This window comes from Brevibacillus brevis (assembly GCF_001039275.2).
Classification (GTDB): domain Bacteria; phylum Bacillota; class Bacilli; order Brevibacillales; family Brevibacillaceae; genus Brevibacillus; species Brevibacillus brevis_C.
Window position 1 is genome coordinate 3,673,317 of record NZ_CP030117.1, and the last position, 26,091, is coordinate 3,699,407.

General features: G+C 44.6%; 27 protein-coding genes and 1 pseudogene. 14 read left to right on the plus strand and 14 right to left on the minus strand.

The features are described 5' to 3' along the window. Positions 1-122: 122 nt before the first annotated feature. Entirely contained in the window at positions 123-260 is a 138-nt protein-coding gene (locus AB432_RS30535) for a hypothetical protein (protein ID WP_162630250.1), read from the minus strand. Between the two features lie 369 nt (positions 261-629). Between AB432_RS30535 and AB432_RS17400 the strand changes: the two genes are divergently transcribed. The 9 genes and pseudogenes from AB432_RS17400 to AB432_RS31105 all read left to right on the plus strand — a co-directional run. Continuing rightward, entirely contained in the window at positions 630-1,451 is an 822-nt protein-coding gene (locus AB432_RS17400) for a DUF6492 family protein (RefSeq protein WP_048033354.1), read from the plus strand. A 370-nt stretch (positions 1,452-1,821) separates the two neighbouring features. Continuing rightward, on the plus strand, positions 1,822-2,031 hold the full coding sequence (locus AB432_RS17405) for an SRPBCC family protein (RefSeq protein ID WP_053079599.1): 210 nt from the start codon (positions 1,822-1,824) through the stop codon (positions 2,029-2,031). A 349-nt stretch (positions 2,032-2,380) separates the two neighbouring features. Then, positions 2,381-2,740 carry a VOC family protein gene (locus AB432_RS17410; protein ID WP_048033355.1) on the plus strand — a complete coding sequence of 120 codons (360 nt, stop codon included), beginning with the start codon at positions 2,381-2,383 and terminating at the stop codon, positions 2,738-2,740. Positions 2,741-3,213: 473 nt separating this feature from the next. Beyond that, on the plus strand, positions 3,214-3,297 hold the full coding sequence (locus AB432_RS17415; RefSeq protein ID WP_082195952.1) for a YjcZ family sporulation protein: 84 nt from the start codon (positions 3,214-3,216) through the stop codon (positions 3,295-3,297). Between the two features lie 935 nt (positions 3,298-4,232). Next, a complete protein-coding gene (locus tag AB432_RS17420) occupies positions 4,233-5,000 on the plus strand; it encodes an AAA family ATPase (RefSeq protein WP_048033356.1) in 768 nt (255 codons plus the stop codon). 1,017 nt (positions 5,001-6,017) lie between these two features. Next, positions 6,018-6,383, plus strand: a complete 366-nt coding sequence (locus AB432_RS30540) for a hypothetical protein (RefSeq protein WP_162630251.1) — start codon at positions 6,018-6,020, stop codon at positions 6,381-6,383. 269 nt (positions 6,384-6,652) lie between these two features. After that, on the plus strand, positions 6,653-7,282 hold the full coding sequence (locus AB432_RS17425) for a hypothetical protein (protein WP_048033357.1): 630 nt from the start codon (positions 6,653-6,655) through the stop codon (positions 7,280-7,282). Between the two features lie 152 nt (positions 7,283-7,434). Then, positions 7,435-7,809, plus strand: coding sequence for a hypothetical protein (locus tag AB432_RS17430; RefSeq protein ID WP_235617491.1), 375 nt, complete (start codon positions 7,435-7,437; stop codon positions 7,807-7,809). A 346-nt stretch (positions 7,810-8,155) separates the two neighbouring features. Further along, positions 8,156-8,344, plus strand: a pseudogene (locus tag AB432_RS31105) (DDE-type integrase/transposase/recombinase); the annotation flags it as partial. A gap of 141 nt (positions 8,345-8,485) precedes the next feature. Here AB432_RS31105 and glnA read toward each other — a convergent pair. The 6 genes from glnA to AB432_RS17470 all read right to left on the minus strand — a co-directional run bounded on the left by glnA (position 8,486) and on the right by AB432_RS17470 (position 14,747). Continuing rightward, positions 8,486-9,820, minus strand: coding sequence for a type I glutamate--ammonia ligase (gene glnA, locus AB432_RS17440; protein ID WP_048033359.1), 1,335 nt, complete (start codon positions 9,818-9,820; stop codon positions 8,486-8,488). Between the two features lie 35 nt (positions 9,821-9,855). Continuing rightward, a complete protein-coding gene (locus AB432_RS17445; RefSeq protein WP_007719086.1) occupies positions 9,856-10,266 on the minus strand; it encodes a MerR family transcriptional regulator in 411 nt (136 codons plus the stop codon). A 168-nt stretch (positions 10,267-10,434) separates the two neighbouring features. Continuing rightward, positions 10,435-11,712: a methionine gamma-lyase family protein gene (locus AB432_RS17450; RefSeq protein WP_048033360.1), complete on the minus strand. Its 1,278-nt coding sequence runs from the start codon at positions 11,710-11,712 to the stop codon at positions 10,435-10,437. 7 nt (positions 11,713-11,719) lie between these two features. Next, the gene (gene hflX / locus AB432_RS17455) at positions 11,720-13,012 is read right to left on the minus strand and encodes a GTPase HflX (protein WP_048033361.1); all 1,293 of its coding nucleotides are present in this window, start codon (positions 13,010-13,012) and stop codon (positions 11,720-11,722) included. A gap of 87 nt (positions 13,013-13,099) precedes the next feature. After that, positions 13,100-14,017: an RNA ligase family protein gene (locus AB432_RS17460; RefSeq protein ID WP_048033362.1), complete on the minus strand. Its 918-nt coding sequence runs from the start codon at positions 14,015-14,017 to the stop codon at positions 13,100-13,102. Positions 14,018-14,303: 286 nt separating this feature from the next. Next, on the minus strand, positions 14,304-14,747 hold the full coding sequence (locus AB432_RS17470) for a hypothetical protein (protein ID WP_048033363.1): 444 nt from the start codon (positions 14,745-14,747) through the stop codon (positions 14,304-14,306). Between the two features lie 63 nt (positions 14,748-14,810). Here AB432_RS17470 and AB432_RS17475 point away from each other — a divergent pair, with 63 nt between their 5' ends. Continuing rightward, entirely contained in the window at positions 14,811-15,293 is a 483-nt protein-coding gene (locus AB432_RS17475) for a hypothetical protein (RefSeq protein WP_162630253.1), read from the plus strand. Positions 15,294-15,512: 219 nt separating this feature from the next. Beyond that, positions 15,513-16,463: an AAA family ATPase gene (locus AB432_RS17485; protein ID WP_048033366.1), complete on the plus strand. Its 951-nt coding sequence runs from the start codon at positions 15,513-15,515 to the stop codon at positions 16,461-16,463. 30 nt (positions 16,464-16,493) lie between these two features. Here AB432_RS17485 and AB432_RS17490 read toward each other — a convergent pair whose 3' ends face one another. Further along, entirely contained in the window at positions 16,494-17,246 is a 753-nt protein-coding gene (locus AB432_RS17490) for a DUF4184 family protein (protein WP_048033367.1), read from the minus strand. Positions 17,247-17,267: 21 nt separating this feature from the next. Then, on the minus strand, positions 17,268-17,753 hold the full coding sequence (gene infC / locus AB432_RS17495) for a translation initiation factor IF-3 (protein ID WP_048033368.1): 486 nt from the start codon (positions 17,751-17,753) through the stop codon (positions 17,268-17,270). Between the two features lie 200 nt (positions 17,754-17,953). Between infC and AB432_RS17500 the strand changes: the two genes are divergently transcribed. From AB432_RS17500 to AB432_RS17510, 3 genes are all read left to right on the plus strand, one after another. After that, complete coding sequence (locus AB432_RS17500) at positions 17,954-18,421, plus strand: MarR family winged helix-turn-helix transcriptional regulator (protein WP_201265890.1); 468 nt, start codon at positions 17,954-17,956, stop codon at positions 18,419-18,421. 47 nt (positions 18,422-18,468) lie between these two features. Further along, positions 18,469-19,701, plus strand: a complete 1,233-nt coding sequence (locus AB432_RS17505; protein ID WP_048033369.1) for a multidrug effflux MFS transporter — start codon at positions 18,469-18,471, stop codon at positions 19,699-19,701. 112 nt (positions 19,702-19,813) lie between these two features. Continuing rightward, entirely contained in the window at positions 19,814-20,245 is a 432-nt protein-coding gene (locus tag AB432_RS17510; RefSeq protein ID WP_048033370.1) for a VOC family protein, read from the plus strand. 115 nt (positions 20,246-20,360) lie between these two features. Here AB432_RS17510 and hfq read toward each other — a convergent pair whose 3' ends face one another. The 5 genes from hfq to mutL all read right to left on the minus strand — a co-directional run bounded on the left by hfq (position 20,361) and on the right by mutL (position 26,078). Beyond that, positions 20,361-20,600, minus strand: coding sequence for an RNA chaperone Hfq (hfq, locus tag AB432_RS17515; RefSeq protein ID WP_007719110.1), 240 nt, complete (start codon positions 20,598-20,600; stop codon positions 20,361-20,363). Positions 20,601-20,629: 29 nt separating this feature from the next. Beyond that, positions 20,630-21,589, minus strand: coding sequence for a tRNA (adenosine(37)-N6)-dimethylallyltransferase MiaA (gene miaA, locus AB432_RS17520; protein WP_048033371.1), 960 nt, complete (start codon positions 21,587-21,589; stop codon positions 20,630-20,632). Further along, on the minus strand, positions 21,586-22,371 hold the full coding sequence (locus tag AB432_RS17525) for a class I SAM-dependent methyltransferase (RefSeq protein WP_048033372.1): 786 nt from the start codon (positions 22,369-22,371) through the stop codon (positions 21,586-21,588). The genes miaA and AB432_RS17525 overlap by 4 nt, the downstream gene beginning before the upstream one ends. Positions 22,372-22,674: 303 nt before the next feature. Continuing rightward, on the minus strand, positions 22,675-23,877 hold the full coding sequence (locus tag AB432_RS17530; protein WP_053079601.1) for an alpha-amylase family protein: 1,203 nt from the start codon (positions 23,875-23,877) through the stop codon (positions 22,675-22,677). Positions 23,878-24,005: 128 nt separating this feature from the next. Then, entirely contained in the window at positions 24,006-26,078 is a 2,073-nt protein-coding gene (mutL, locus tag AB432_RS17535; RefSeq protein ID WP_048033373.1) for a DNA mismatch repair endonuclease MutL, read from the minus strand. Between the last annotated feature and the right edge of the window lie 13 nt (positions 26,079-26,091).

The following is a 26,091-nucleotide window of genomic DNA, read 5'->3' on the forward strand; positions in this document are numbered from 1 at the left end:
TTCGCTACATCTCCGAATTGGTTCTGATTTTATTTTTTGGATAGTCTCGTCACCTTGATATACCACGCCTTTACTCGGTGCCAATTTGCTTCACATGTAACCTTGGCTTAATCCTGCATCAGCTATAAATTTTGGCAAGCCACACTCCCCAAGGTACCCCCAACGAAATGCATCGTTGCCGTAATCATGAAACTCCCCCACCCCTGTCCTTTAATCGATGGCAGCTCATACCGCCGACCCGTTACCTCAACTCGAGCCATGAGCTTTCCTCCCTACACAGACTGTTAAAATGTGAATGCATTCATTTGCCGCTTTCGTCGGATTTCGTCACGGCTATCACAGTGCTCCTGGTTTTCTGCTAGCTCCATCTGTTCCGGTCTCCCCTCAAAGAAACGTATGTATTCCGTTAGTAGCATCGAAGTCGGAACAAGCTGCCATTGTTGTAGGTCAACAATTCCGACGAGTCAAAGTGAGGAGAATTTCAGACAAACATCCATTTCTCAGGATTTCCATATCTGTCATATTCACCTTAAGGAAGAAAATCATATTCTATCTGGAAAGTCGGACACTCTGGCTAACCTGTTCAGACACATATGCTTAAAGCTGCTAAGCGAAAAGGAGTTGAGAAGTTGACACGTTCAGCGAAAAGCACTTTCAACAGCTCTATTAAAATTGATGTCCTGATCCCAGCTATTGAGAAAGACCTTGGCACTCTTCCCTATGTCATTGACAGTATACGGAAGCAAGTGAAGCATCCGGTCGGTAAGATCATGGTTGTATCGCCACCAAGCAAACGAATCCAAGCCCTTTGCCGGCGTAAAAACTGCACCTTCATCAATGAAAGACGCGTCCTCCCCATTACAAAAAAAAACATTCACTACCAAACCAAACGTACCAATCGCTCGGGCTGGCTACTCCAACAATTGTTAAAATTGGCGGGAGGAAACTTGACCAAGCAAAGGTATTATCTTGTGATTGACGCCGACACCATTCTCATCCGCCCTCATGTTTTTCTCGTCAACGGGAAAACCGTTTTTTACTGCCGTAACTGGAGTCGTCCCGAGTATTTTCGCACCTATAAGAAATTAATGGGAACCAGGGCAACCGCTTCGCGCTCTTTCGTTGCCCACTATATGCTGTTCGACAAATCGAAGCTCTCCCGGCTGAAGTCTAAAATTGAGGCCAGGCATAAAACTAGGTGGTACTGGGCGATTATTAAGAAAACCAACAAGCAGAGTTATGCCGGCTTCTCCGAGTTCGAAACTTACGGTAACTTCGTGAAAGCTCACTACCCCGGTCATCTGGTTGTAAGAAGTTCCCTTAACAAAAGCTTATCTTCAAAACCGGCATCACTTACTCGTAAACGAATCATCAGACTGGCCCAGAATTACAGGTCCATCTCCTTTCATAAACGCGGCTGGTATATCCGGAAGAAGAACGTGAGAAAATGAAGAGCTGTCGAGTCCAACTGCTTGTAATGTAAGAGATAGTCTCCAGACCTTGGTTGAATGTGATGTGTGCGGAGAGAGATGGGGCTCCTTGCTAATTTCCGGCGTAATAGCGCAAGCGTTACAGGTCTTTAACTACTGTCTCAAATTTGACGTGTACATGCCCCTCAAATTCGAGGGGTCCACCTATTCTCTAATTCTCTTTTGTTAAGACCCTACACATATCCGTTCAATCTCTTCAATGCTCTTTCCAAGTAGCTTGAAATGACGACACATTGCGGTCATATTTAATGAGAACCTTGATCAAGGAGATATTTAACTATCGATACATGATGGTGAACTTGGAGACCGCGAGGAGTATCCCACCGGAGGCGTGTTTCTCGACGTCGTACCTTTCGAACAGCTCGTCAACGATCCCAACTCCCCTGTCGTGACCCTAACCCTCATCGCACAGGGCGACCGCACCGAGATGATCTTCCACCTACACGGAGTCGCCGATCACCCCGGAGATAAGTACATGTACGACCTCTGGTCAGATGCGCTCGACACTCTGATGACGCACCTGCACGACCAGAAGCAGTAAAGGTAAGCACGAACTATTTTGGACAGAGTTTCAAGTTGCACCTCTATTGCACAACACGAACAGTAAATCCGTTGAAGAGGAAGCAATCGCAAGTTGCCACGATAGTTTATCAACTGGCAGCAGTCTAGACGGCCCTCATCTTGATAAAGGTGGGGGCTATTTGACGCATTCGCCGAAATCGCATCACAACTGCCATAGCTGTCGCAATTGATTTGGCTCAAAAAGATCTTATCCAGTAATACCGTTGCACATGTAACAAATCGTGTGTTTTGTTAATCACGTTCACGTATATTTCATATAAAATAATCAATAGATTATCAAAAACTCCAATAATTCGGGAGGGTACGAAATGAAGGTCAAACGAATCGTCGCCAATATAGAGAGTCAGGATATCGCAGCAGCTAAATGCTTTTATCAGGACGTGCTCGGCCTAAATTTATTGATGGATCATGGTTGGATCGCAACTTACGGGACTGCCGAAGAAATGAGCGTTCAAATTAGTTTTGCTTCACAGGGAGGTTCCCACACTCTTACTCCCGATCTATCAATTGAAGTTGATGACGTCGATACAGCGCTCGAACGGATGAAGAAAGCAGGGTTTCCAATTGAATATGGGCCAGCAGATGAGCCATGGGGTGTTCGGCGTTTCTACGTCCGCGACCCATTTGGCAAGCTCATCAACATTCTTGGTCATCTAAAGTACAATTGAAGCCTACTCATACAATTACGGTTTTGTTAACTTCAATTGTTGTAAAATCGTAGTTATCATTTGTTGCTATAACGACTGATTAGCACTCGGTCATGATTGGAAAGAAACACAGACTGCATGAATTGAAGAGTATGTTCGCTATTGCGTAAAAGCAGAGTGAACAAAAAATCTGGCATTCAGATTGATGTTGTTTTCGACACAGATACTTATCGTAATTACTGGCCCTTTTATTAAAGGGCTTTTTTCCATAACTATTGCGGGAAATGAAAGGTAAACGACCAAAGTGAAGATACCGCGGAGAGATTTTTGATGATTTCTTCGTCATTGACTAAGTACACTTTGCGTTAATCACCATAAAAATTACATTTCTTACACCCATTTTATTTTTCTTGTACAAACGCCCATACATAGTTCGTTATATGACATACCTTAATTTTAGGGTTATCCTTAATTACAATTAAGGGGTGACATTAATGAGCGCTGGCTTTTTTGATGACTTTTCTTTAATTTTGGTTCTCTTCGTCCTTTTAGTAATTGTTGCTTGCAGTAGCGAGTAATTTTCAATGTTTATGGGCGGCTGTATAAGCTGCCCTTTTTACATAATCGCCCTTTAAACTTTGTCTTTAATTTGGATAAGCCTTTCTAAAATGAATTTGCGCATCAATTCGCACATTTGCGTTTACCGTAGGCTTGTATCAGTTGCCAAGCTTCCCCCATTTGCATTCTCTATACCATATAGTATTAAAGATTGTTTAAAAGGAGGTGTCAGAATTGGCGGCACAAAAAGGTGTTACAACTTCATCGAGAAAAGTGTCCTTGGACATACAAAGAAAGAATCGTAGAAAAGCAGTCCGATTAATCAACAGAATTGTTGTAGTAAAAACAATATTTGATACATTTACCGGCTGTCTTCTCAGTGTCGGACCAAATGGTTTTCGCGTTCGGGTCTACACTGGTAGCAATGAAACGTTCACCATCATCACCATTCCATTAAATTTCGTAATAAACCTCTTTCCTTTCCCTTGCAATTGCTAGGTTCAAGGCCCCAAACCAACGGGGCTTATACATATTCCCTTTCTTTTTCAATCCTTTCTTACCTCGTTTCCCTCAATAACTTTCGTGTTAAATTGGTTATAACCAGCATTCCTCAAAGCTAATTACACGGTATAATTAACCATAAATTGGAGGTGATTTACATTGTTGCTACTATCTAAAGTTTTATTAGCTTTGCTCCTTTTCTTGTGGGTTGGTGCGGAAATTATCTTTTCTCCCAGTCCCAAAAAGGTTAGAGCTAGAATAATGTTTTTCATCGCATTAGTCGTTATCAGCGGAGCAATTTACTGGATAGGGTATTGGTTATAAGGTCCATCTTTCTTCCCTACACATTTTGATAAATCAGCTTTCTTTTATGGAAGTACACGAGCTTTGATCCCTCGAAGTGCTCGCGTATAATGAATGAAATAAAAAATAGTAAAGAAAGGAGCATAGAAATTTGACAACGAGTTCAAAAGACACATTCTTACGTAGCATACATTTGGAAAGAGAAAATGTTCCCTCTTTTTTGTCCTACCCATTTAATCTTCCCTTTCTTACTGATTTTGAAAGTCTAGATATCCATCCTCAAGTGACGTATATCATCGGTGAAAATGGCATGGGTAAGTCTACCTTCCTTGAAGCAATTGCCGTTGCTTTAGGATTTAATCCAGAAGGTGGAACTATTAATTTTTCTTTTTCTACTCAAGATACTCATTCTGAGCTACACCAATTTATACGGCTCATTCGAGGTTTTAGAAAACCAAAAGATGGATTCTTTTTCAGAGCCGAAACCTATTACAATCTGGCTACAAATATCGACGAGATGGATCGAGCTCCTTCCTATAGTAGACCGATTATTGACTCATATGGCGGCAAGTCTCTGCACCGTCTCTCTCATGGAGAAGCTTTCTTTGCCACATTTCTTCATCGATTTAGTGGCAATGGACTGTATATATTGGACGAACCAGAAGCTGCATTATCACCTTTCCGTCAAATGGCTATGCTCTCTAGAATCCACTCTCTAATCAAAACAAACTCCCAATTTGTTATATCAACTCACTCTCCCATTCTCATGGCCTATCCGGATAGTGTGATATACGAGTTAACTGCTAGTGGTATTCAGATGAAATCACTAGAAGAAACTGATCATTATTTTTACTATAAAGAGTTTCTAAATAACAAGGAACGGATGCTCCAGGAATTACTGGCAGATGACGAGACTTAATTACAAGATGAGTATTATGTTTTGTAGCATAAGACAACATTATTGATGAAAGCGCGTCAAACTAATAACAACTTTTTTGAGGTGAATACCTTTGTGGATGAAGTTATCTGCTGTCGCCTTGAACATCCTCCTTGGGATCGCAGGAGTCTATGTTCTCATATTTGTCATAATGACTGGTGGTGCACTTGATGGTAGCCGGTCTCCAAGTACTAGTCCCTTAGGGTATTTGATTATCCTGATTTACTTATTAATTTGTTTGGGAACCAATTTTCTTTTTGCCCGAAAGTCCTCAAGTATCTGGAGGTATTGCCTAACAAGTGTTTCAGTATGGCTCGGTTCATTTTTCATTACCATTCTTTTATAGGTTCTGCTTTTTTACGTTCCTAGAAAAAGGAGTGTTGTAGTCGTATGGAGAGGTCGTTTTCTTATGTCGTTACTTGGAGTCGAAAACAGCTAATAATTCCGCCGAACCACATCACTATCGTTTTCAGTTTCTGTCTGTGATCTTGGCTTTTGCTGTATTAGCCATCAGTGCCCCTTCCGCTTTTGCTCAACAAGAAAATACATTTAACAAGCAAGTTTCTCCTCAACCTGCTTCAACACATATTTTCCATTTACCAATGTGCTGACTACCGAAGAGTAACCACTTTGATGCAAGTAATTCAGGTAGATTCACGTTATATGTTACTCAATCCAGGCTGGGAATACTGAAGTAACTTACAGTCTGTGGCATCCTCCATCCAACCAATCATGAAGTAGTTCACGAGGTTACAAGGACGGGAAATAGGAATTCTATGGTTCATACCTTCAGAATCCCTAAAGCAGGCAAATACTATTTTGAAATCAAAAATCGCAGTAAAGATAATAACAATCAATATATACCTGTTTCTGGAGAAATAAGATTTACAAACCCGTAATGTGTAACAAGATTGTCGTAACGGCTACAGACTCATTAGAAGCAACGACCGTCCGCACGTTCTCCTTAACCCGCTCCGTGACGAAAACTCGTCTCAAGACATGGACAAGCTTGATAACTACATGGAAAGTGTGTACTCAGAAAAAATAGTGGGCAAACCGTGGGCAAAAATGTTAAACCTCTTAAAAAATGAAATTTGCACACAAATTGAAAAAACCCCTCGCACCTACAGGCACAAGGGGTTTCGCTTATTAGTAAGCAGTCATGTATTGCTCGCGCTCCCAATCGTGAACGCGTGTGCGGAACATAATCTTGGCTTTCAATCGGTTTTAATACCTCCTAGAAATCGCATAAAATCAACCGTTTCACCTATTGTTGTTTCAAATGACATCAAATCTTTTCATCATTTTGTGGGTGATTTGTGGGTGGGCTATACATGTAGAAAAGCCCGATATAATGCTGCTTAGAGCCCTTCAACATTGGAGGGCTCTTGTCTTCATTTAGTATTTGTTTTTTCTATTATGCTTGTTTGTTAATAGGATCACGAACCCCTCCCGCTTTTATCCAAGCAGTTAATCTACTGAGTTGAAAGGAACCACGCTCGCTGCTTCCTAATTGTCATTGTCGGCTCAAGCTCTCCAAGCACAAAACAATCCAGTTATATACATTAATTGGAAATATATGTTATGATGATTCCGGTATTGAAAATTGCGTTAAATATACTGGGGGGAAGAGAATGAATATTAAGAAGTTTTCTATCGCAACTGTCTTACTTAGCAGTTTAGTAGTATCTGGGGCTGGTTCTGCCTTCGCAGTATCTCAAGGTGAGCCTATTAAAATAGGTAAACTAAAAATTGTTGAACATGTATATGAGAACCCAGTAGAGTATGATTTTACAAATGCCCTTACAAAGAGTGATTCATCTAAGATTGGTCCCTTAGGCAATGATATGACTGGCAAAGTGTATGAACAGTCTAAGAAGGACCTATACAAATCAAAATCTTATGAAGCTGATATTGAGAACGATAGTAACGAGAACGATACCTTTTCAAGGAAGGTTACAAGAAAAACATTTCTGACCGGAAAAATAGGTCTGGAAGCCGAGTCGAAAGTCAACTGGAGGTTAATAGAGGGAAAAGTGGGGATTAATGCAGAAGTTTCATTTGGAAAAGAGGACACTATAGAAACAACCCACAGTTGGGTCATACCAAAGCGTACGATTACAACTGTTGAATACGGATCAAAAGCCGTAAAAACAACTGGAAACATAGTCGAATATTTTCAAGGCAGAGTAGTAGATTCTAACTACGTTAACGTCAAATACTCGTACAAAGAGTATTCTAGTAAAAAATCAAAAGATCTATGATCCGATCTCTCCATATCCTTCTCCTTCTGTTCATCGTTCTTCTTAGTGGCTGTAGCGAGGGTAGTTCATCAGTAACAGTCCCTAAAGAGAAGTCATATGTAAGCGTCTACGATTATTTCGAAGAAATTACTGGTGAGAATTTGAAAACATCCGTGCTTCAAATAACAAAAAACGGTAATTCAGCAGAACTTACATTACGAATCTTAATTTCGGACGAATTGAGAGAAAAAATGATGCATACAGAAAAACCCATTTACTTTACGTTTGCAGATATGCCGGGTAACGAGACCATTAAAAGTTTGCTTGCTGAGACTCCTTCACACGTTCAAATTGAGTTAAACAGTAAAGAGAATCGGTATACGATTTCGCAACAGCTAAAGCTAAAAGAAAATTTGACAGAAGCTGATAACCAGGCGCTATTGTCTCCTGCTAATTACCGATTTCAAGTCATAAACGAAGAAGAGCTCTCTGTAGCTAGTTTTATGGGTTTAGAATATTCGCTACTTCCTGAAGATAATCAGAAGTAGCAAATCGCTGGCTACGAATTGTACCTCGTGGTCAAATAAAGTATTTGTTTCGTGTACCCGCAAATTCCGTAAACAAAAGTTAAAAACCGTCTCCTTAAATCAAGTGCACCCCTTAAAGTAGACATTGGAAAAACCCCTACGGTTTACCGATGAAAACTTTAGGGGGTGTATTTTTATGCCAGCAAAGAATGGGCAGAAGTTTAAGCATTATAGTGAATAACTTAAGTTGCACGCAATTCAGATGAGATTAAAGAGTGTTTCCAAACGGGTGATCATGCAAGAATTGAAAATTCATGATGAGGACCGACTAAAGGTCTCGATGCGGAAGTATAGGAAACTCGGAGAGGACAATCAATTGGTCCTACAGACCTTTGAGAAAGCTTTTGAAAAGACGAAAGACGTGACTGGACTGATCGTTCACAGCGATCAAGGATTCCAATACACGTCCTACACTTACCACGACATGCTGCCAAAGGTTGGCGCCCAAATCAGCATGTCTAGAAGAGGCAACTGTTATGACAATGCCTCGATGGATGGAGAGCTTCCGCCCGCAGAGAAAATTAAAAAAGCTGACGCCTGTTGAATTCAGACGCCAGCTAGTGGCCTAACGGCCCGGTTTTTTCTTACTGTCCACTAAACGGGGCCTTGACCATACAGGCACAAGGGGTCTCGCTTATTAATAAGCAGTCATGTATTGCTCGCGCTCCCAATCGTGAACGCGTGTGCGGAACATATCCCACTCAATTTCTTTCGCTTCAATAAAGTGCACCAATGCGTGCTCGCCCAATGCTTCGCAAATCACCGGATCTGCTTTCAGGCACTCGATTGCTTCCTTCAAAGTAGCAGGCAAGTTCTCGATTCCGTTGGCTTCGCGGTCTTGCTCGGTCATCACGTAGATGTTGCGATCAATAGCAGCAGGTGGCGTAAGCTTGTTTTTGATTCCGTCCAAACCAGCTTTCAGCATAACTGCCAACGCCAAGTATGGGTTCGTTGCTGGGTCTGGGCTACGTACTTCAATACGCGTGCTCAAGCCTCTGGAAGCAGGGATACGGATCAATGGAGAACGGTTTTTCGCAGACCAAGCTACGTAGCAAGGAGCCTCGTAACCAGGAACCAAACGCTTGTAAGAGTTTACGAGCGGGTTCGTGATCGCTGTAAAGCTGCGAGCATGCTGCAAAATACCTGCCAGATAATGCTTCGCTGTTTGGCTCAGTCCCATTACATCAGACTCGTCATAGAAAGCATTTTCTTTACCACGGAACAGCGATTGGTTCGCGTGCATACCGGAACCAGCTACACCATACAGCGGTTTTGGCATGAACGTGGCATGCAGACCGTGTTTTTGCGCGATCGTTTTAACAACCAGTTTGAACGTCAAGATTTGGTCAGCTGCTTGGAGTGCATTTGCATACTTGAAGTCGATTTCGTGTTGACCTGGAGCTACCTCGTGGTGAGATGCTTCCACTTCAAAGCCCATTTTCTCCAACGTCAATACGATATCACGACGGCAGTTTTCACCGGAGTCGAGTGGAGCAAAGTCGAAGTATCCGCCTTGGTCGTTCAGATCCAGCGTTGGCTCACCTTTTGCATCCAGCTTGAATAGGAAAAACTCAGGCTCTGGACCTACGTTGAAAGCTGTGAAGCCCATTTCTTCCGCTTCTTTCAAGGCACGCTTTAGGATGTAGCGCGGATCTCCTTCGAATGGAGAGCCATCTGGCATGTGGATATCACAGATCAGACGTGCAATTTTACCAAACTCATTGCCCCACGGGAATACAACCCATGTATCCAGATCAGGTACCAGGTACATGTCGGATTCCTCGATGCGAACGAAGCCCTCGATGGAAGAACCATCAAACATCATTTTGCCATCGAGTGCTTTTGGCAATTGGGACAGCGGGATTTCTACGTTTTTAATGATCCCCATCAGGTCGGTAAACTGCAGTCGGATATACCTTACGTCCTCTTCTTGGGCCATGCGCATGATGTCTTCTCTTGTAAACTTGCTCACATTTCTCTCCTCCTGTCTCTATATCAGCTTTCTATCTAGTGGAAGAAGCGGGAAAGCTCTCCACGTATCAATGCACCCTCGCCATGGCGAGTGGCATCGCGATACATAATCTGTTGCCTTAGGAGCTGATGCAGCTCTTTGTCGGACATGTCCTTGCGTTTCTCTTCGGACGTCGTCGTAATCTCTGTTTGTTCCAAAGCAGGCTCTTGCATTTGCAGGACTTGCTTGATCCCAGCAATATTCAGTCCTTTTTCAATCAGAGCCTTAATCTCCAACAAGCGATCTACGTCGTTGAAAGAAAAGAGCCTCTGCTTCCCTTCTGTGCGGGCGGGCTGAATCAGGTCGTTTTGTTCGTAATAACGGATTTGCCTCGCAGTGAGATCCGTCAGCTTCATGACGATCCCAATGGGAAAGAGGGCCATATTCCGGCGAAGGTCATCACTCATGACTTGTCCCTCCTGTTTCGTATTTCTTAGTCTTATTCTATTTTATAACAAAATCCCTGTCAATAGATGTTAGATAATATTACACAGAAAGTTATGTACGTTTTTTTACATGAAATAACGGCATCCTCCTTCATCCAGAGAATGCCGTTCAATCCTTGCGATTTTATCCTATTCACCCGGTATTTCGAGTAAGCCTTTTTCCAGCATCCCGTTCAACGCCGTCAAAATCCCCACTTTTACGTGCGAGTACGTCAACCCGCCTTGAACGAAGCCCAAGTACGGTGGACGAATCGGGCCATCTGCTGAGAATTCAATGCTCGCCCCTTGAATAAACGTACCTGCTGCCATAATCACAGGATCAGCATATCCAGGCATTTCGCTTGGATACGGAGTGACGTGTGAATCAACTGGTGCTGCTTTTTGTATCCCTTGGCAAAACGTAATCAGTCGTTCCGCACTGCCGAATTCCACGGATTGAATCAGGTCAGTCCGCGGCTCATGCCACAGTGGATTTGTTTTGAAGCCCAGACGTTCCAGCATTGCCGAAGAGAATACCGCTCCCTTTAAAGCTTCTCCCACTACGTGTGGAGCCAAGAAAAAGCCTTGGTACATCTCCAGTAGCGAATAGAGCGATGCACCACCCTCTGCGCCAATTCCCGGTGCTGCCATCCGATACGAAGCAAGCTGAACCAAATCCTCGCGTCCTACTATATAACCACCTGTTTTGACTAGGCCGCCACCCGGGTTTTTGATGAGAGAGCCTGCCATGATGTCTGCACCTACGTGCAATGGCTCTTGCTCCTCCGTGAACTCTCCGTAGCAGTTATCTACAAATACGATCAGATCAGGCTTGATTTCTTTTACAACCCGAATCATTTCTTGGATTTTCGCAATGGTGAAAGAAGGTCGATCTGCATAGCCTCGCGAACGTTGAATCCCAATGACCTTCGTCTTTGGTGTAATCGCTTGTGCGACTGCGACAAAATCAATTTCACCTTCTGGCGTCAAAGGCACATAGCTGTAGCCGATGCCGTAATCCTTGAGTGAGCCTTGCCCTTCTCCGCGCACACCTACTACTTCTTCAAGCGTATCGTACGGTTTGCCCGTAATATAGAGAAGATCGTCGCCTGGACGAAGAATGCCAAACAAAGAAATTGCGATCGCATGCGTCCCCGAGATTATATGGTTACGCACCAATGCCGCTTCTCCACCAAACACCTCGGCGTAAATCGATTCTAACGTTGCACGTCCGGAATCATCATAGCCATAGCCAGTGGATGTTGAAAAATGAAATTCATTGACTTCATGCTTTTGGAAGGAACGCAATACTTTCAGTTGATTCGTATCCACCAAAGCAGAAATTTGACGATGTCTCTCTGAGATCGTCGCTTCTACCTCCATTACGAGGGGGCGAAGCTTTTCTCCATGGGAAAAATATGAAAACATCTGTTACTTACCAACTCTCTTCAACAGTCTCTGGTTTATCCAGGAGGAAAGGAGCAATCTTGCCGTATATCGGATTATCCTTGTTCACACGGACGGTGATCAAGTAGGCCGCTTCCTCTTCATTAAATTCTTGTTCCATCTCTACCCCATCCCGATGCAGAAGGGAGAGAATGTCTCCACGCTCAACAGGAACGCGCAGCTTCATCTCATTGAAAGATTGCAGAGCAAATGACTCAATCCGGCTGAGCAATTGCTTCAGGTCATCTTCCCGCATGGCAGAAATCAGAATCGATTCGTCTGCACGCGGCAAGTAAGAACCCTCTGCAAGCATATCTGCCTTGTTGAAAACGACTAGCTGCGGTATTTCTTCTGCTTTTAGCTCGCGCAAAATCTTGTCTACAACTTCCATGTGTACTTGAAAATCAGGGTGATGACTATCCACCACATGCAGGATGAGGTCCGCTTCCTTTACACCTTCCAGTGTCGAACGGAATGCAGCGACCAGACTCGTTGGCAAGTCCTGAATAAAACCAACCGTATCTGTTAAAAGCACATCGAGTCCGCTCGGCAACTCCAATTGCCTAGTCGTCGGGTCTAAAGTGGCAAACAGTTTGTCTTCCTGCAACGTGTTTGCATTCGTAAGCTTGTTGAGGATCGTCGACTTCCCAGCATTCGTATAACCGACCAACGCAATCTGGAACACATTGTTTTTCTTCCGACGCTCCCGATGCAATTGTCTCGTCCGAACGGTATCCTCTAATTGTTGCTTGAGTTCACTGATCCGCTTGCGAATATGACGACGGTCACTTTCCAGCTTGGTTTCACCCGGACCACGCGTACCGATACCACCTCCGAGACGGGAAAGCTGTTTCCCTTGCCCGGCAAGCCGCGGCAGCAAGTAGTTGTACTGCGCCAGCTCTACCTGGATTTTCCCTTCGCGCGACTGTGCACGTCCTGCGAAAATATCCAAAATGAGCTGCGTGCGATCAATCACTTTGCAATCAAAAACTTTATCCAAATTACGAGTCTGACTCGGAGACAACTCATCGTTGAAAATGATGACGTCCACATCCAGCTCTTCGGCTCTCTGCGCGATTTCATCAATTTTTCCTGTCCCCAAATACCAGGCAGAATCAACCCGGTCCCGATTTTGCGTGATGACGTCCAATACTTCTACACCAGCAGTATCGGCCAGCTCATGCAATTCTTCCATGGAAAGACGGGTTCTTTCTTCATCCCGGTTATCTAAATAGCAACCAACCAGTATGGCTGTTTCTTGCGTTTTGATCAGATCGTTCACCGATTCACGCCCCTTCATGCACTATCATACCACATTTTGCCCAAAACGTTACGACAGCGGGGCACGTCAACTGAAATCAACTTTTAGTCATGGGTTACCTGCCGCTTTCTCCGAGAAAATCTCCTTCACAAAAAGCGGAATCACTTTGCTAATCACTTTGCGGAGCTCCTTCTCATCATATCCATCAGGCAGGGCATCCGCCTCTTCCTTGATGAGATCTTCATAAATGCGGAGATTCAGATTTTTCAGGATAACCCCCATGTGTTTTACGTCAAATGTCTCTTCCAGTACACCTTCATCAATCAATTTGTAGAGAAACTTCTCCACACGTGCGAGCGTCACATACTGCTCTACAAACAACACTTCTTCCGATTTCGGTTGATTCGGGTCTTTCGGTGGCTTTTGACGTTTGACTTCACTAAATACATCCGTGACGATTTTGACAAATAGCTGCCGGCCAAAACGATCCCGGTAATCGGCATTTTTCACGACAATGCCCTCACCGATTTCTTCATCTCGAAGCTTGCCACCTAGCGCTGTTTTGCCGACAAACGATTTGAGATGCTCTTCCCCTTGGTATTCCCCCCGATAAAAGACCGGCACGAGATGCAAGCCAAGCCGCTGCGCTTCCCTTTCCACGATAGGGAAATCCACATATTCGCAGGCAGCGGTATCGTACATATCAAATATAATGAACTGCTTTTCATACTGAGGATATTTGATTTTATGCGGATTCAACCACTCTCCGAAGTAAACCATGCCCGCCACGATTTCCTCTTTCGGGAGCTGTTGTGTCCATTGGAAAAAGCCGTGCAGATTCTCTTCCTCATGCAATTCCATATTTCGAGAGAATGCCCGGATGCAGTTTGTTTCTTCATCGTATCGAAAGCTTGCATTCGCTCCGTCAAGCTTTTCTTGAATGATAATGGAATCGCCTTCCTTGAATACACCTTCTGTCGTTTGATGGCCGAGACGTATGATGTCCGTATATTTCTTTTGCTCCATATTGTTCCTCCGCATTTTGCTAAAGTCCTTTATTTTGGAAGATTATATCATATTGTGGAATTCCCAACAGGAATCGTTGAAGATATCAAAACGACCATCACTCTTTGTTTACGGAGTAATGGTCGTTTTATCTGACTTGCTATCATTCTTTTGGGAAGTGCCACTCTGCTTCGTAGTTTGTACTGTCATTCGACTTCGTTTCATCATTTTCTATGACTAACAGACTTTTTTTATCTGTATCTTTTTCAATGACGTATCCTACATAGCTAAAAGCAGTCAATCGAGATTACCAAGTATAATTACTGAGTCCAGCACTTGCATTTTGGTCTTGAGAGACATTTAGCTCGATGTAATAGAGCGTACCCGACTCTAACCAAACATCTTTTGTTGCGCTTCTAATACCATTATAGGAATCCTCGTAATTAATACTAACCGAAGCGACTTCTTGATCAAATCCCCAGCTAACCACTTTCATGACACGAGCGGTAGCGGAAGTTACATTGTTTTCTATAGTAAGATTGATACGCCCATATTGCCCAGCACCGTTAATATTACTACTTTTGGCTGACTGCCCTTTTTTCGCATCGGCATAAGTTTGTTGAGGAGTGATACTAGCAACCTCTGCTTGAGAATCAGCAACATTTGCCTTGGAAATATTAACCGGGAACAGTCCAACAATTCCAGTGAGTGCTAGAGTACTTGCTAATACAACCTTGCTGATTTTTGACATAATTACACCTCATTTCGAATTTTAAGGATATTACTTAAGCTAGTTTATGTTATTACCTTTTAATTGTCAAAATATGTATACATTTCCATTTCAACACAATTACATCAATTAATGTATAATATTAACATTCCTGTTATATTTCCAAAAATTTCAATTATGAAAGGAATTTCATTTATGAACAAATTGTTTAACAAAGGTTCAATTTTCACGCTTATGCTCATGTTTGTTCTGGTAATAGCACCAGTAGCATCAGCAGCAGAGAAAACAGTGAATTGGAATTTCTACTTCTTTGGCTCAAACCTTACCTCGACTGAACAAATTTATCTGGACACCGATCGATCTGTTGAATACGGATGGTCTAACAAAGAAGGAGGCGACGTTAGAGTTGCTATTATAACTGTAGGCGATGGCAAAGAAGTAGCGTATATGACCGCCACTGCTTATGGTGGAGGTACAATTGTTGATTTGCCTAAAGGTCATTATCTTTTACAAGTAAGTGGAAGTGCTTGGACTACATCCACTGGTACTGCCTATATTAAATACTGATATTACTCTTGGGAAATAGAACAGGATAGCCGCTCAAAAAGAGCGGCTTTTTCGTTTCTTGGAGGGACATCTTTGTAGTAATTGCCGCACCAATAACTGTTGGCCCAAATTCGTTACCCATAAATGACTTGTCCAATTCAATCTCTTGCGTAAAAATTGGCAGGTTTTCCGATGTTCCTGAGTATACTTTCTGTATGATGGTCAAGGCAGGTGAAACATGTGAAGCAAGCAGGAGCCATTCCTCAAACGGAGGTGCTCGAATCTTCAAGTAGTAATAATCGAATTCAAGTTGTATTTAATCGACCAGTAAGTGTTAAGCAGCTAAATACTTTACCTGAAATAGTTCGTACGACGTCGAGTTCCAATTTAACAACTGTTTTTGAAGAATTAGAAAGCCTGATTGGTTTACATGAAGCCAAGAAAACGATCTATGAAATTTATGCGCTCATCAAAATGAATAAAGCAAGGGAACGACACGGGCTTAAAATTGAGAAGCAAGTTTTCCATATGGTTTTTAAAGGAAATCCCGGTACCGGGAAAACAACAATTGCACGCCTTTTCGGAAAGATCTTTAAGGAAATGGGTGTTTTAACGAAGGGCCATCTAACTGAAGTTGAACGTGCAGATCTCGTTGGTGAATTTATTGGGCACACGGCACAAAAGACCCGTGATCTTGTTAAGAAAGCCATGGGCGGAATACTGTTTATCGATGAGGCCTACTCATTAGCTCGTGGCGGTGAAAAAGATTTTGGAAAAGAGGCTGTAGACTGTCTTACAAAATGCCTGGAGGACTTTGGCAATGATTTCGTCTGTATAATTGCAGGTTACAATGATGAAATGGATACATTCCTTGAGTTAAATCCGGGACTGCCCTCACGCTTTCCCGTCCACATCAACTTTGCTGATTATGAGGTTGATGAGTTGATGGATATTGCACATCTAATGGCAAAGAACAAGGAGTATCGAATCTCTGCTGAAGCAAGTGAAAAACTGAGAAGAAGACTGCTAACAGTAACGAGTGATCCATTTCATGTAAATTTCAGCAATGCGAGATATGTACGAAATAATATTGAAAAGGCGATACGTGTGCAAGCTGTTAGATTGCTCAAAATTCCTGACCCAACCCGTGATGATTTAATGAATTTGAAGTCTGAGGATTTTTCCATTTAGAAACAATAAAATCCCTCATATTGAGGGATTCTACTTTTTTAATCTGAGCCTGTCCAAAGTGAAGCAGAGCACCACGATTCCGAGCAGTGATCCCGAGAGAAACGGAACCACTTGCTGCAAAGGATGGACGAAGGGTGAAATTCCTTTTACTAGGAATGCGTGTAAAAAGACCGTCACGATACCAAACAACCCCACTCCGAACCAGAACAACCATTTTTCCAAGGCAGGTACTTGTTTCATAGTGATCTGTCTGTTTTTCCTCGAACTTCGCGCAATGACATACAAAATGGCCAAGCCGCCGAAAAGGGTACTACCGTGTTGCAGCAGCTTGTAAACCGGCACTTGATAATGAGCGAACGAGATGGATTGTTGCAAGAACAAGAAGTGGTCAACCATACGACCACCGTCATGAGTGAAGGCGTCCCATGCGATATGACTTAAACTTCCGAGTAACGCGGAGTACATAAATACACTTGCCGTTCGCCACGCTGGCAATCTGCTTCGATTGTTTGTATAGTCCAGCCCTCGTCCAATCCACTCTGGCAAACGCGCAAGCATCGGTTTCTTGACCACGTACTGGTACAAAAAAGCTAATAGGATCGCGATAGGCAAATCAACCAGCCATAATCCGAGCATAGTGTGGCTGTACACGCTAAATGGCTGCATCCGGAAGAAATACTCAAAATCCGGTGCCATACTGCCAAAAACGAGGGCAGAGAACGAAAACCACTTGCATTTGCGTAACGGCAGTACAATAGCCGGATGAGCAAAAGTAAAAGGCATACACTTACTCCCTTTTCGTCATTAGAGTGGCAATAGATTGGCAACTACCTGCTTGCCGCTTACTTGAATCCCTTTATCCTGTTTTCCGCAATGAGCCAGATCTTTGATGAGCTGCTCAATTAATCGCTTGGCTTCCTGACTTTCCTTTTTCTCTAGTTTGACAGTCAACTGCACGGCATCTCCGGATGAAAGAATTCGCTCTGCCTGTCTCTTTTTCGTATCGTAATCATGGTCTTCGATGTAGGCACTTAAACGAATTTCTTTTACGTTAACTCCTTTTTCTGCTTTTCGGTTTTTGGCGTTTTCCTTGATAACCTGCTCCTTATAATTCGTTCGATTCACTAACTGACAAGGCGGCGGACTCGAAGCCAAAGAAAGACATACTAGGTCCACTCCCTGTTCTTTTGCCATTTGAAGCGCTTCTTTTGTGGAGATGATTCCGAGATCTTCCCCGTTTACGCCTGTTAATTGTACGGCTGCCGCTTTTATTTTTTCATTCAGGATCATCTTGATCTCACCTAACCTGTTCATTCGATTTTCAAGGACATAATTACTTCTCCAAAGAATACAGCGTATCCTTCCCAAGCAGGTAAATGCAAATCATTTTCATGACGAAGTCCAATCGTTTTTGTATAATAGGACAAGGCATAAACTTACGGACGTCTATAACAAAATATTCATTAGCAAACTAATTAATTGGGGGTACTTTGGTGGAGTTTAGTTATGCAACCGCATTAACCCATTCTGCATCGCATGTAATGAAAATGCATCGGCAAAATGTAGAGTTTCTGATTCAAAAATACGACGTCTATCCCGGTCAGCCCATTCTCTTGATGCGCTTGACTGAAAAAGATGGAATGATTCAAAGAGAATTGGCCCGAAAAATCGGGGTAAAGCCCGCTACGCTTACGGTCATGATTAATCGGATGGCCAAATCGGGACTAGTCGAGCGCAGAGCAGATGAACGGGACCAACGTATCTCCCGCGTTTATCTTACCGACAAAGGTCGGATGGCTACCAAGCATGTCAAAGAAGTATTACGCGTCATTGAAGAAAATTGCTTCATCGGATTCTCAGAGGAAGAAAAAGATGTGTTGCGGGGCTTGCTCGATCGGATGCACAGCAACCTCCAAGCTTTTTACTTGCAAAATACGCAACCCTCTTCTCAGTTGTAAAAAGCTTCTTTCCTGGAATAATAATGAGAAAGGTTTGACAACTTGCCGTGAATAATCTAGCAAAAGAACTTGATTCCACGTCCCTAACCGGCAACAAATCACGCCGGTTGTGGATGGCTGCGATTCTAGGGTCCCTTTCTGCTTTTGGTCCACTGTCCCTAGATATGTATTTACCTGCGCTTCCTATGCTTGCCGATGATTTGCAGACGAGCACCTCCATGACTCAACTCAGTTTGACAGCATGCATGCTCGGCCTGTCCATTGGTCAATTGTTCGCGGGGCCGATCAGCGACGTACGCGGTCGAAGAATCCCTTTAATTATCGGGCTCATTTTGTATGCGGTCTCTTCCTTTTTGTGTGCGGTAGCTCCCTCTATTTATACGTTCGTCTTGCTTCGCTTCGTACAAGGTCTTGCTGGTTCTGCGGGAATTGTTATCGCCCGCGCTACGGTTCGCGATTTGTACTCAGGGACAGAGCTGACAAAGTTTTTCGCCCTCTTGATGCTTATTAACGGAATCGCCCCGATCGCGGCACCTATTGTAGGGGGACAAATCTTGCAATTTACTACCTGGCACGGCGTGTTTGTCGTACTGGGGCTGATTGGCGCTATCATGTTCCTCATCGTGCTGCTTGCTCTTCCAGAAACATTGCCACAAGAGCGCCGCTCCAAGGGAGGAATCGGCAATACACTGACAACCTTTGGTACCCTGCTAAAAGATCGCGTTTTTATGGGGTACGCCATCGCGCAAGGACTGGTGACTGCTGCCATGTTTGCGTACATCGCCGGTTCGCCCTTTGTGTTTCAAAAAATATTTGAAGTGTCTCCACAAACGTTTAGTCTCATTTTCGCGATTAATGGTGTAGGCATTATTATTGCGAGTCAAATCACAGGAAAGCTTGCAGGGAAAGTGAAAGAAACTTCCTTGTTCATAGCTGGGATTACCATTGCGGGAGTCGGCGGAATTCTCCTTCTGGCGATGATTCTCCTACAAGCTGGTCTTATTGCTGTGCTCGTTCCCCTTTTCTTTGTCGTATCGAGTGTAGGGATTGTGGGCGCGACAGGATTTTCCCTTGCCATGCAAAATCAAAGCAAGGCGGCAGGAAGTGCATCGGCTCTCCAGGGGCTACTCTCCTTCATTAGCGGCGGAATTGTCGCTCCACTTGTGGGAATCAGCGGCGAACATACCGCAGTACCAATGGGAATCATCATCGCTCTTTCTACGATTGGCGCCATTATCTGCTACATAGTCATGGTTCGTCGGAGTTCATCAGCAGCCTGATCAATTCTTTTGTTGCAAACGTATGTTCTGTGTATTACAATCACATTATGGGCCATAATAGTAAGTGGGTTTGACAAGTTGGTCATATGAAAACCAAGGGAGATGTTGACACATGGCATTGCGTTTGATTCCTTACATCGTTCTGAATGGTACTGCAAGTGAAGCGATTAGCTTTTACGAGAGTGCGCTAGGTGCTGAAGTGCTGTTCAAGCAAACCTTCGGTGAAATGCCAGAAAATCCGGAGTTCCCATTACCTGCAGAAGCCAAGAATCGTATCGGGCATGCTACTATTCGTGTCGGTGAAACGGAAATGATGTTTTCCGATACCTTTCCAGGACAACCGCATCAACTTGGTGATCAAGTGACCATTTGCATCTCGACCGATGATAAAGAACAATCTCATAAGATTTTTGATGCCCTGCAAGAAGGCGGTCAAGTGCTTATGCCTCTGCAAGAAACGTTCTTCAGCCCAGCTTACGGCAACGTGAAGGACAAGTTCGGCATTACCTTCCAAATTTACACGAATAATCATTGCATGGAGTAATGTGAAAGCCCTGTTCGCTTCAACGGCGACAGGGCTTTTTTATTGAAAAAAGATGCGTCAGATCATAAAAAAAGAGCCAGGATCACATGTATCCTGGCTGTTGGTATTGCTTCGCTTACTGTTGGTTGTTCTCCTGAGACATGAGCGATACTGGGCGTTGCGGAGTGAAAGTGGAGATCGCATGCTTGTATACTAATTGTTGCTTGCCTTCGCTATCAATCACAATCGTGAAATTATCGAATGCTTTAATATACCCGCGCAATTGAAATCCGTTCACAAGGTAAATGGTAACCGCGATGTTTTCTTTCCGCAAATGATTCAAGAACGTATCTTGAATGTTGATCGTCTGTTTCATGTACACTACCCCCTAAAAGGACTTGTATGTTATATATTCGGCAATTGTTGAAACTTTCCTGCCAATATTCGCTTGATAGTTTCCACGTTATTCCTCTGCTCGGCCGGATCAGTCATGTCAAACCATTGAATTTCTGCCATGCGACGGAACCAAGAAAGCTGGCGTTTAGCAAAATGGCGCGTTCGCTGCTGTATGTCGTTCACTGCTTTTTCTAGCGTGATTTCTCCATACAGATACGGAATCAACTCCTTGTACCCCAAGCCTTGCATGGAGACCAACGACGCGTCGTAGCCAGAATCCAGGAGCCCCCTCACTTCCTCAACCAATCCCGCTTCGATCATCAGTTCGACCCGGTGGTTGATTCGTTCGTACAGCTTTGCACGATCCATCGTAAGACCGATCATCACCAAATCATAAGGGGAATGCTGTGCCCGCAGTTGAAAGTCGGACATTTTGTACCCGCTGCTCTCATAAATCTCCAATGCACGAATCACCCGCTTTACATCATTAGGATGCAAGCGTTCGGCTGTAATCGGATCGACATCGGCCAGTCTGGCGTGCAGTGCTTCCACGCCTTCGCTGTCAGCCAATCTTTGCAGACGATCACGGAGCTCCGGGTCTTGAGAAGTGGTGGAAAACTGAAATCGATGGGTAACCGATTCTATGTACAGACCTGTCCCGCCGACGATAAACGGAAGTTTGCCACGTTGGTTGATGTCTGTAATCAATTCTGCGGCACTTTCCTGAAACATCGCGACAGAGTATTCTTCGTCTGGATTTTTAATATCAATGAGGTGATGCGGTATTTTCGCAAGCTCCTCAGGTTCTGCTTTTGCGGTGCCAATATCCATTCCCCGGTATACTTGCATGGAATCTCCGGAAATGATCTCACCGTCGAACTGTTCGGCCAGCTCCAAACTAAGCTGGGTTTTGCCGACCGCTGTTGGGCCAATAATCACGACTAGCCTTTCTCTCTGTTGCAAGGTCACTCCCCTCCACCTATCTCTTTGTAGCTGTACACGACCTGCTGGCCGCGGGAGCGAAACGGTGTAAAACCAAAGCGCTCGTACATCCTACCTTCTTTTCCTTCTTTCATTACCACACGTTTTCTCGCAACTCGTTGCGCTTCCAAAACAGCCTCTTCAGAAAGAGCATCTGGATTGGCGAGCTCCCGGACTCCGGCGATCCCCGACGAGCTTTGTACAGTGACTTCGAACATGGGATCGAAATAAACGACGTCGAAGGAACGGGCAGGCAGTCCTCTCAGCACTTCTAGATGGTTGCCACATCGCACCTCAATACGACGCATGGCTTGCTCCAATTCTTCCGCATCGGATGACCAGTGCCGCAGTCCATCTTCTACCAAGATGGCTAGCAATCGCTCAGATTCGATGCCAACAACTTTTCCATTTGCACCTGTCGCATGAGAAAATACAATAGCGTCAGCACCCAAACCCAAGGTTGCGTCCAGTACTTCATCCCCTGGTTGAATTTGGCAAGCAACAAGCATAGTATCAGTATCGCCGCGCATGAGCCGCTTTATACGAAAAGCAGATGTATTCGGATGAAAAAAGAATGGTTTTTTCCCCGGCACTTCCAAACGTGCTCCAAGAGCGGAAACCACCAATACTTCTTCTACCCCATATCGCTTGCGCATTTGACCCAATGAAAAATCGCGTCGATTCACAACCTGTAGCCCCAATGTACTAGCCAATTCAGCTGCGTGACGCAAGGTTTCTTCACCAGGCTCAAGTCCTGTCGTAACAATCACGCCTTTGTTCCCTTCCTTACGTCTTCGCCCTTTTTGACAAGAACTGCTGTTCTAGAAAAACGACTCGACGGTTTTTACATAAACGGTAACGATCATATTATTGTAAGCAGGATTAATTTGCCGGTCAAATAGAATCTGAACCAAACTGTTTTCCTATTCGCTATGACAATCATACCATTTTTTATGAAAGCGCGTCGGACTGTAGTATGATTTTCCAGTCCATCCGTTTCCCCGATGTAAAAAAGACCCGCAAAGTACCGTGGGTCTTCCTACAAATGGGCATAGCTATGCGTATGAAAAAAGCTATCTCCACTCCTCGACTGCAAGGTTCGCCTGTTTGATCTTGTCCAGCCTGCGGTTATTTAACAGACCGAGATTGTAATAAATAATCGATTGCGCACCTGCATCCACCGCAATTTTCACCCTCGCTGCCAAATCAACTGCTGACTGGATTTGGGTATGATGCAGGGAAAAAGCCGCCCCCAACTTAGCTTCTGGGGCTACAAGCTTGATCGCATGAAACGTATACGCCACCTCATTGACACTGTCTCCATAGGCGAGAGGGACGATACGATCGAGAGTAGCCGCAGCTTTTCGCAACGAAACCCCTTCCCAATAGGACTGATTCACGTAAAACGGTGTCGAGGACGGAAAGCCATCCAACGCTGTCCCCTTACTCTGCGCGATTTCCTTCAGGCTCCTCCATAGCTCATCTACCACTTCCAGACGGGCTTGCTGATAATGATATAATTCCGGGTATTCCAGCAGCAAAAAGGCAACTTCTCTCACTTCAGCGGTTACTTGCGAGATGGAATCGGCTTCCACCATTTGACTGACTAGCCTTGATACAAGTTGTCTGACTGCTTCGACATCGATTCGCTTCGATTCGGCGCGCTCTGCACAAGCTCCGCAAAAACAGAGCGAGAGTAACCATTGTAGAGATTCTCCTAACGGCAGGAGGCATACTTCATGATGTTCGCCATGCTTCATCGGCAAAAAGGCGGTCGCTTCGATCAGTATCCGTTCTGGCTTGAGGTGCTCTAGCGTATCTGTAAAAAGCGCCTTGGCGTAATGCTGAACCTCAGGCTGCGAAGGACATAATGCGTATGTGTATGTATCGCCCCAAATGTTTTGCACGCAAAGATCTGGGTGAGCCAAACCAAGCGTAGAATTGTGAAGGCCAACCCACCATGTATGAAACCCCATCCCTGCCTGCTCACAAGCTTCTTTCATTTTGGCAAGAATGCCTGCTTGCGCGATTTGTTCGTGTACAGTCGGGCGCAAACGGTTGTACTTCGACCATTCAGGCGTAAACGATACTCCTGAAAACGGCAGCCTGCGAAACGTTTTGCTTCGTGGGTGAAAAAATCTCCCCTGATGGTAGCTGCTATTGACCACCGCTGTATTGCATCTGGCTTGTTGCAATGTTTGCATCACCGCTTCGATACCACTCTCGGCTATATCCCACGGATAAATAAACATCCCGGTTTGTCGTGATGAACTCATTTCGATTCACCTCGTTTTTGCAAGTAATCATAAGTCAGTGTTTGTCTAAAATCAATCCTAATTTTTAAATTTTCTGAATAGATCACCCAAAGAAACACCCCCCAAGGAGTTGTCCCAGGGGGTGTCTGTTACATCACACGCTTAAACATTTTTTCTAAGTCATAACCAGTAAAATGAATCACAATCGGCCTGCCGTGAGGGCACGTATACGGACTGCTCGTCTTGCGCAACTGGTTCAGCAAGCTTTCCATTTCTGCATGTGTCAGGAAGCGATTCGCTTTAATCGATGCTTTACAAGACATCATGATGGCAGCTTTTTCGCGCATCAGCACGACATTGGCTTGGGCGTTTTCACCCGTTTCCAGTACAAACTGAATGAGCTCCTCAATGACCTCCAGCTCCGCCCCTTCTGGGAACCAATGTGGATGAGCGCGAACGATAAAGGTCCGTCCACCGAACGCCTCGATCTCCAAACCAAACGATTGCAAAAGCGACAGTCGCTTTTCCAGTTTGCTTGCCTCTGCAGCCGTATACTCCACCGTATGTGGAAACAACATGATCTGGCTGGAGATGTCCTCTTCTGCAAGCTTGCCCATAAAATACTCGTAAAATATCCGCTCCTGCGCGGCATGTTGATCGATTAAATACATGCCCTCGTCATTTTGCGCGACGATGTAGGTGCCATGTACTTGACCAACTGGGTACATAACGGGAACAGGCGAATCCGTCTCATTTTCATTGGTTGCTTCCGGGAGTGGCGGTGATTGATCAGTACCTGCTGCGGCCGAATTGTCCTCGCTACTGATTTCATTGATTAGATGCACTGAAGATGGTGTCTGGACAATGTCCAATTGTGACGGAAGCTTAGTCTCGTAAGGTTGGAAAGCTTCCTTCGTGGGCATTTGATCCAGCAGAGTCGCCTGCACGATTTCATGCGGGATAGCCTCTACTTTTGCGGACTCCAGCTTTTCATAGTTGGCTGTAGTCTCCTTCACCGTGCCATTCTCAATGGATGGTGCGATATGCGGCACTATTTCCACTTGCTTACTTGTCGTTTCCTGCTTGGCCATCCATTCCTGCAGTCGGGGACTCGCTGCGAGTAATGACGATTGCGGTGTTTCAGGCTTGCTGATTTGCAGGTCAAACTGCGGTTGAACGACCTGGGTGACGACCTTAGCTTTTGGTTGCGTAGCCATGGGTCTGACAATTCCTAAGCCTTGTCGCAATGTCTCTTTTACCGATTGTTCTATTGCGCTGCACAATTCATCTTCTTTACTGAATCTCGCCTCTAGTTTGGCAGGATGTACGTTCACATCGACCAGTGACGGATCCATCACGATCTGCAAAGCCACAATCGGATAACGGCCGATGGGCAACAAGGTATGATAACCGCGCATAATCGCATTGTTGATTGAATAGCTGCGCACATACCGACCGTTTACCAGCGTCGAAAGGTAAGAGCGATTCGCCCTCGTTACTTCCGTCTTCGAAAGAAAACCAGACCACTTATAATCGAGGGTCTCCCCTGCAATGGGTAGCAACAGCTTCGCTACTTGCACGCCGTAGATAGCCGCCATGACGTGCAGCAGCTTTCCGTCGCCAGACGTTTGCAAAAGTGTCTTGCCGTTATGAGTCAGCAGGAAGGAGATCGACGGATGCGTGAGTGCAAGCCGATTCACATAATCGGAAATGTGTCCGACTTCCGTAGCGATCGACTTCATGTATTTCAAGCGAGCAGGTGTGTTGAAAAACAAGCTGCGTACACATACTTCCGTCCCTTTTACAGCGGCTTTATCGGATATCGTTCCGAGTTGCCCACCTTCAATCAAGAGATGAGTACCTACCTCGCTACTGGATGTACTGCTCGTAAGCTCCATGCGCGAGACTGCCGCAATACTCGGCAGAGCCTCGCCACGAAAGCCCAGTGTACGAATGCGGAACAAATCACGAGCGTTGCTGATTTTACTGGTGGCATGGCGCTCAAAAGCCAATTGACAATCTTCCCGATCCATCCCTCTCCCATTGTCAACGATCCGAATCATCTCCAGACCGCCTTCCTCTACATGGATCTCGATTGTCGTTGCACTAGCATCAATTGCATTTTCGACCAGCTCTTTGACAACCGAAGCCGGTCTTTCCACTACTTCCCCTGCAGCAATCATATTAGCGAGATGCTCATCTAAAACTTGAATGGTTCCCATGAGTGCCTCCCCT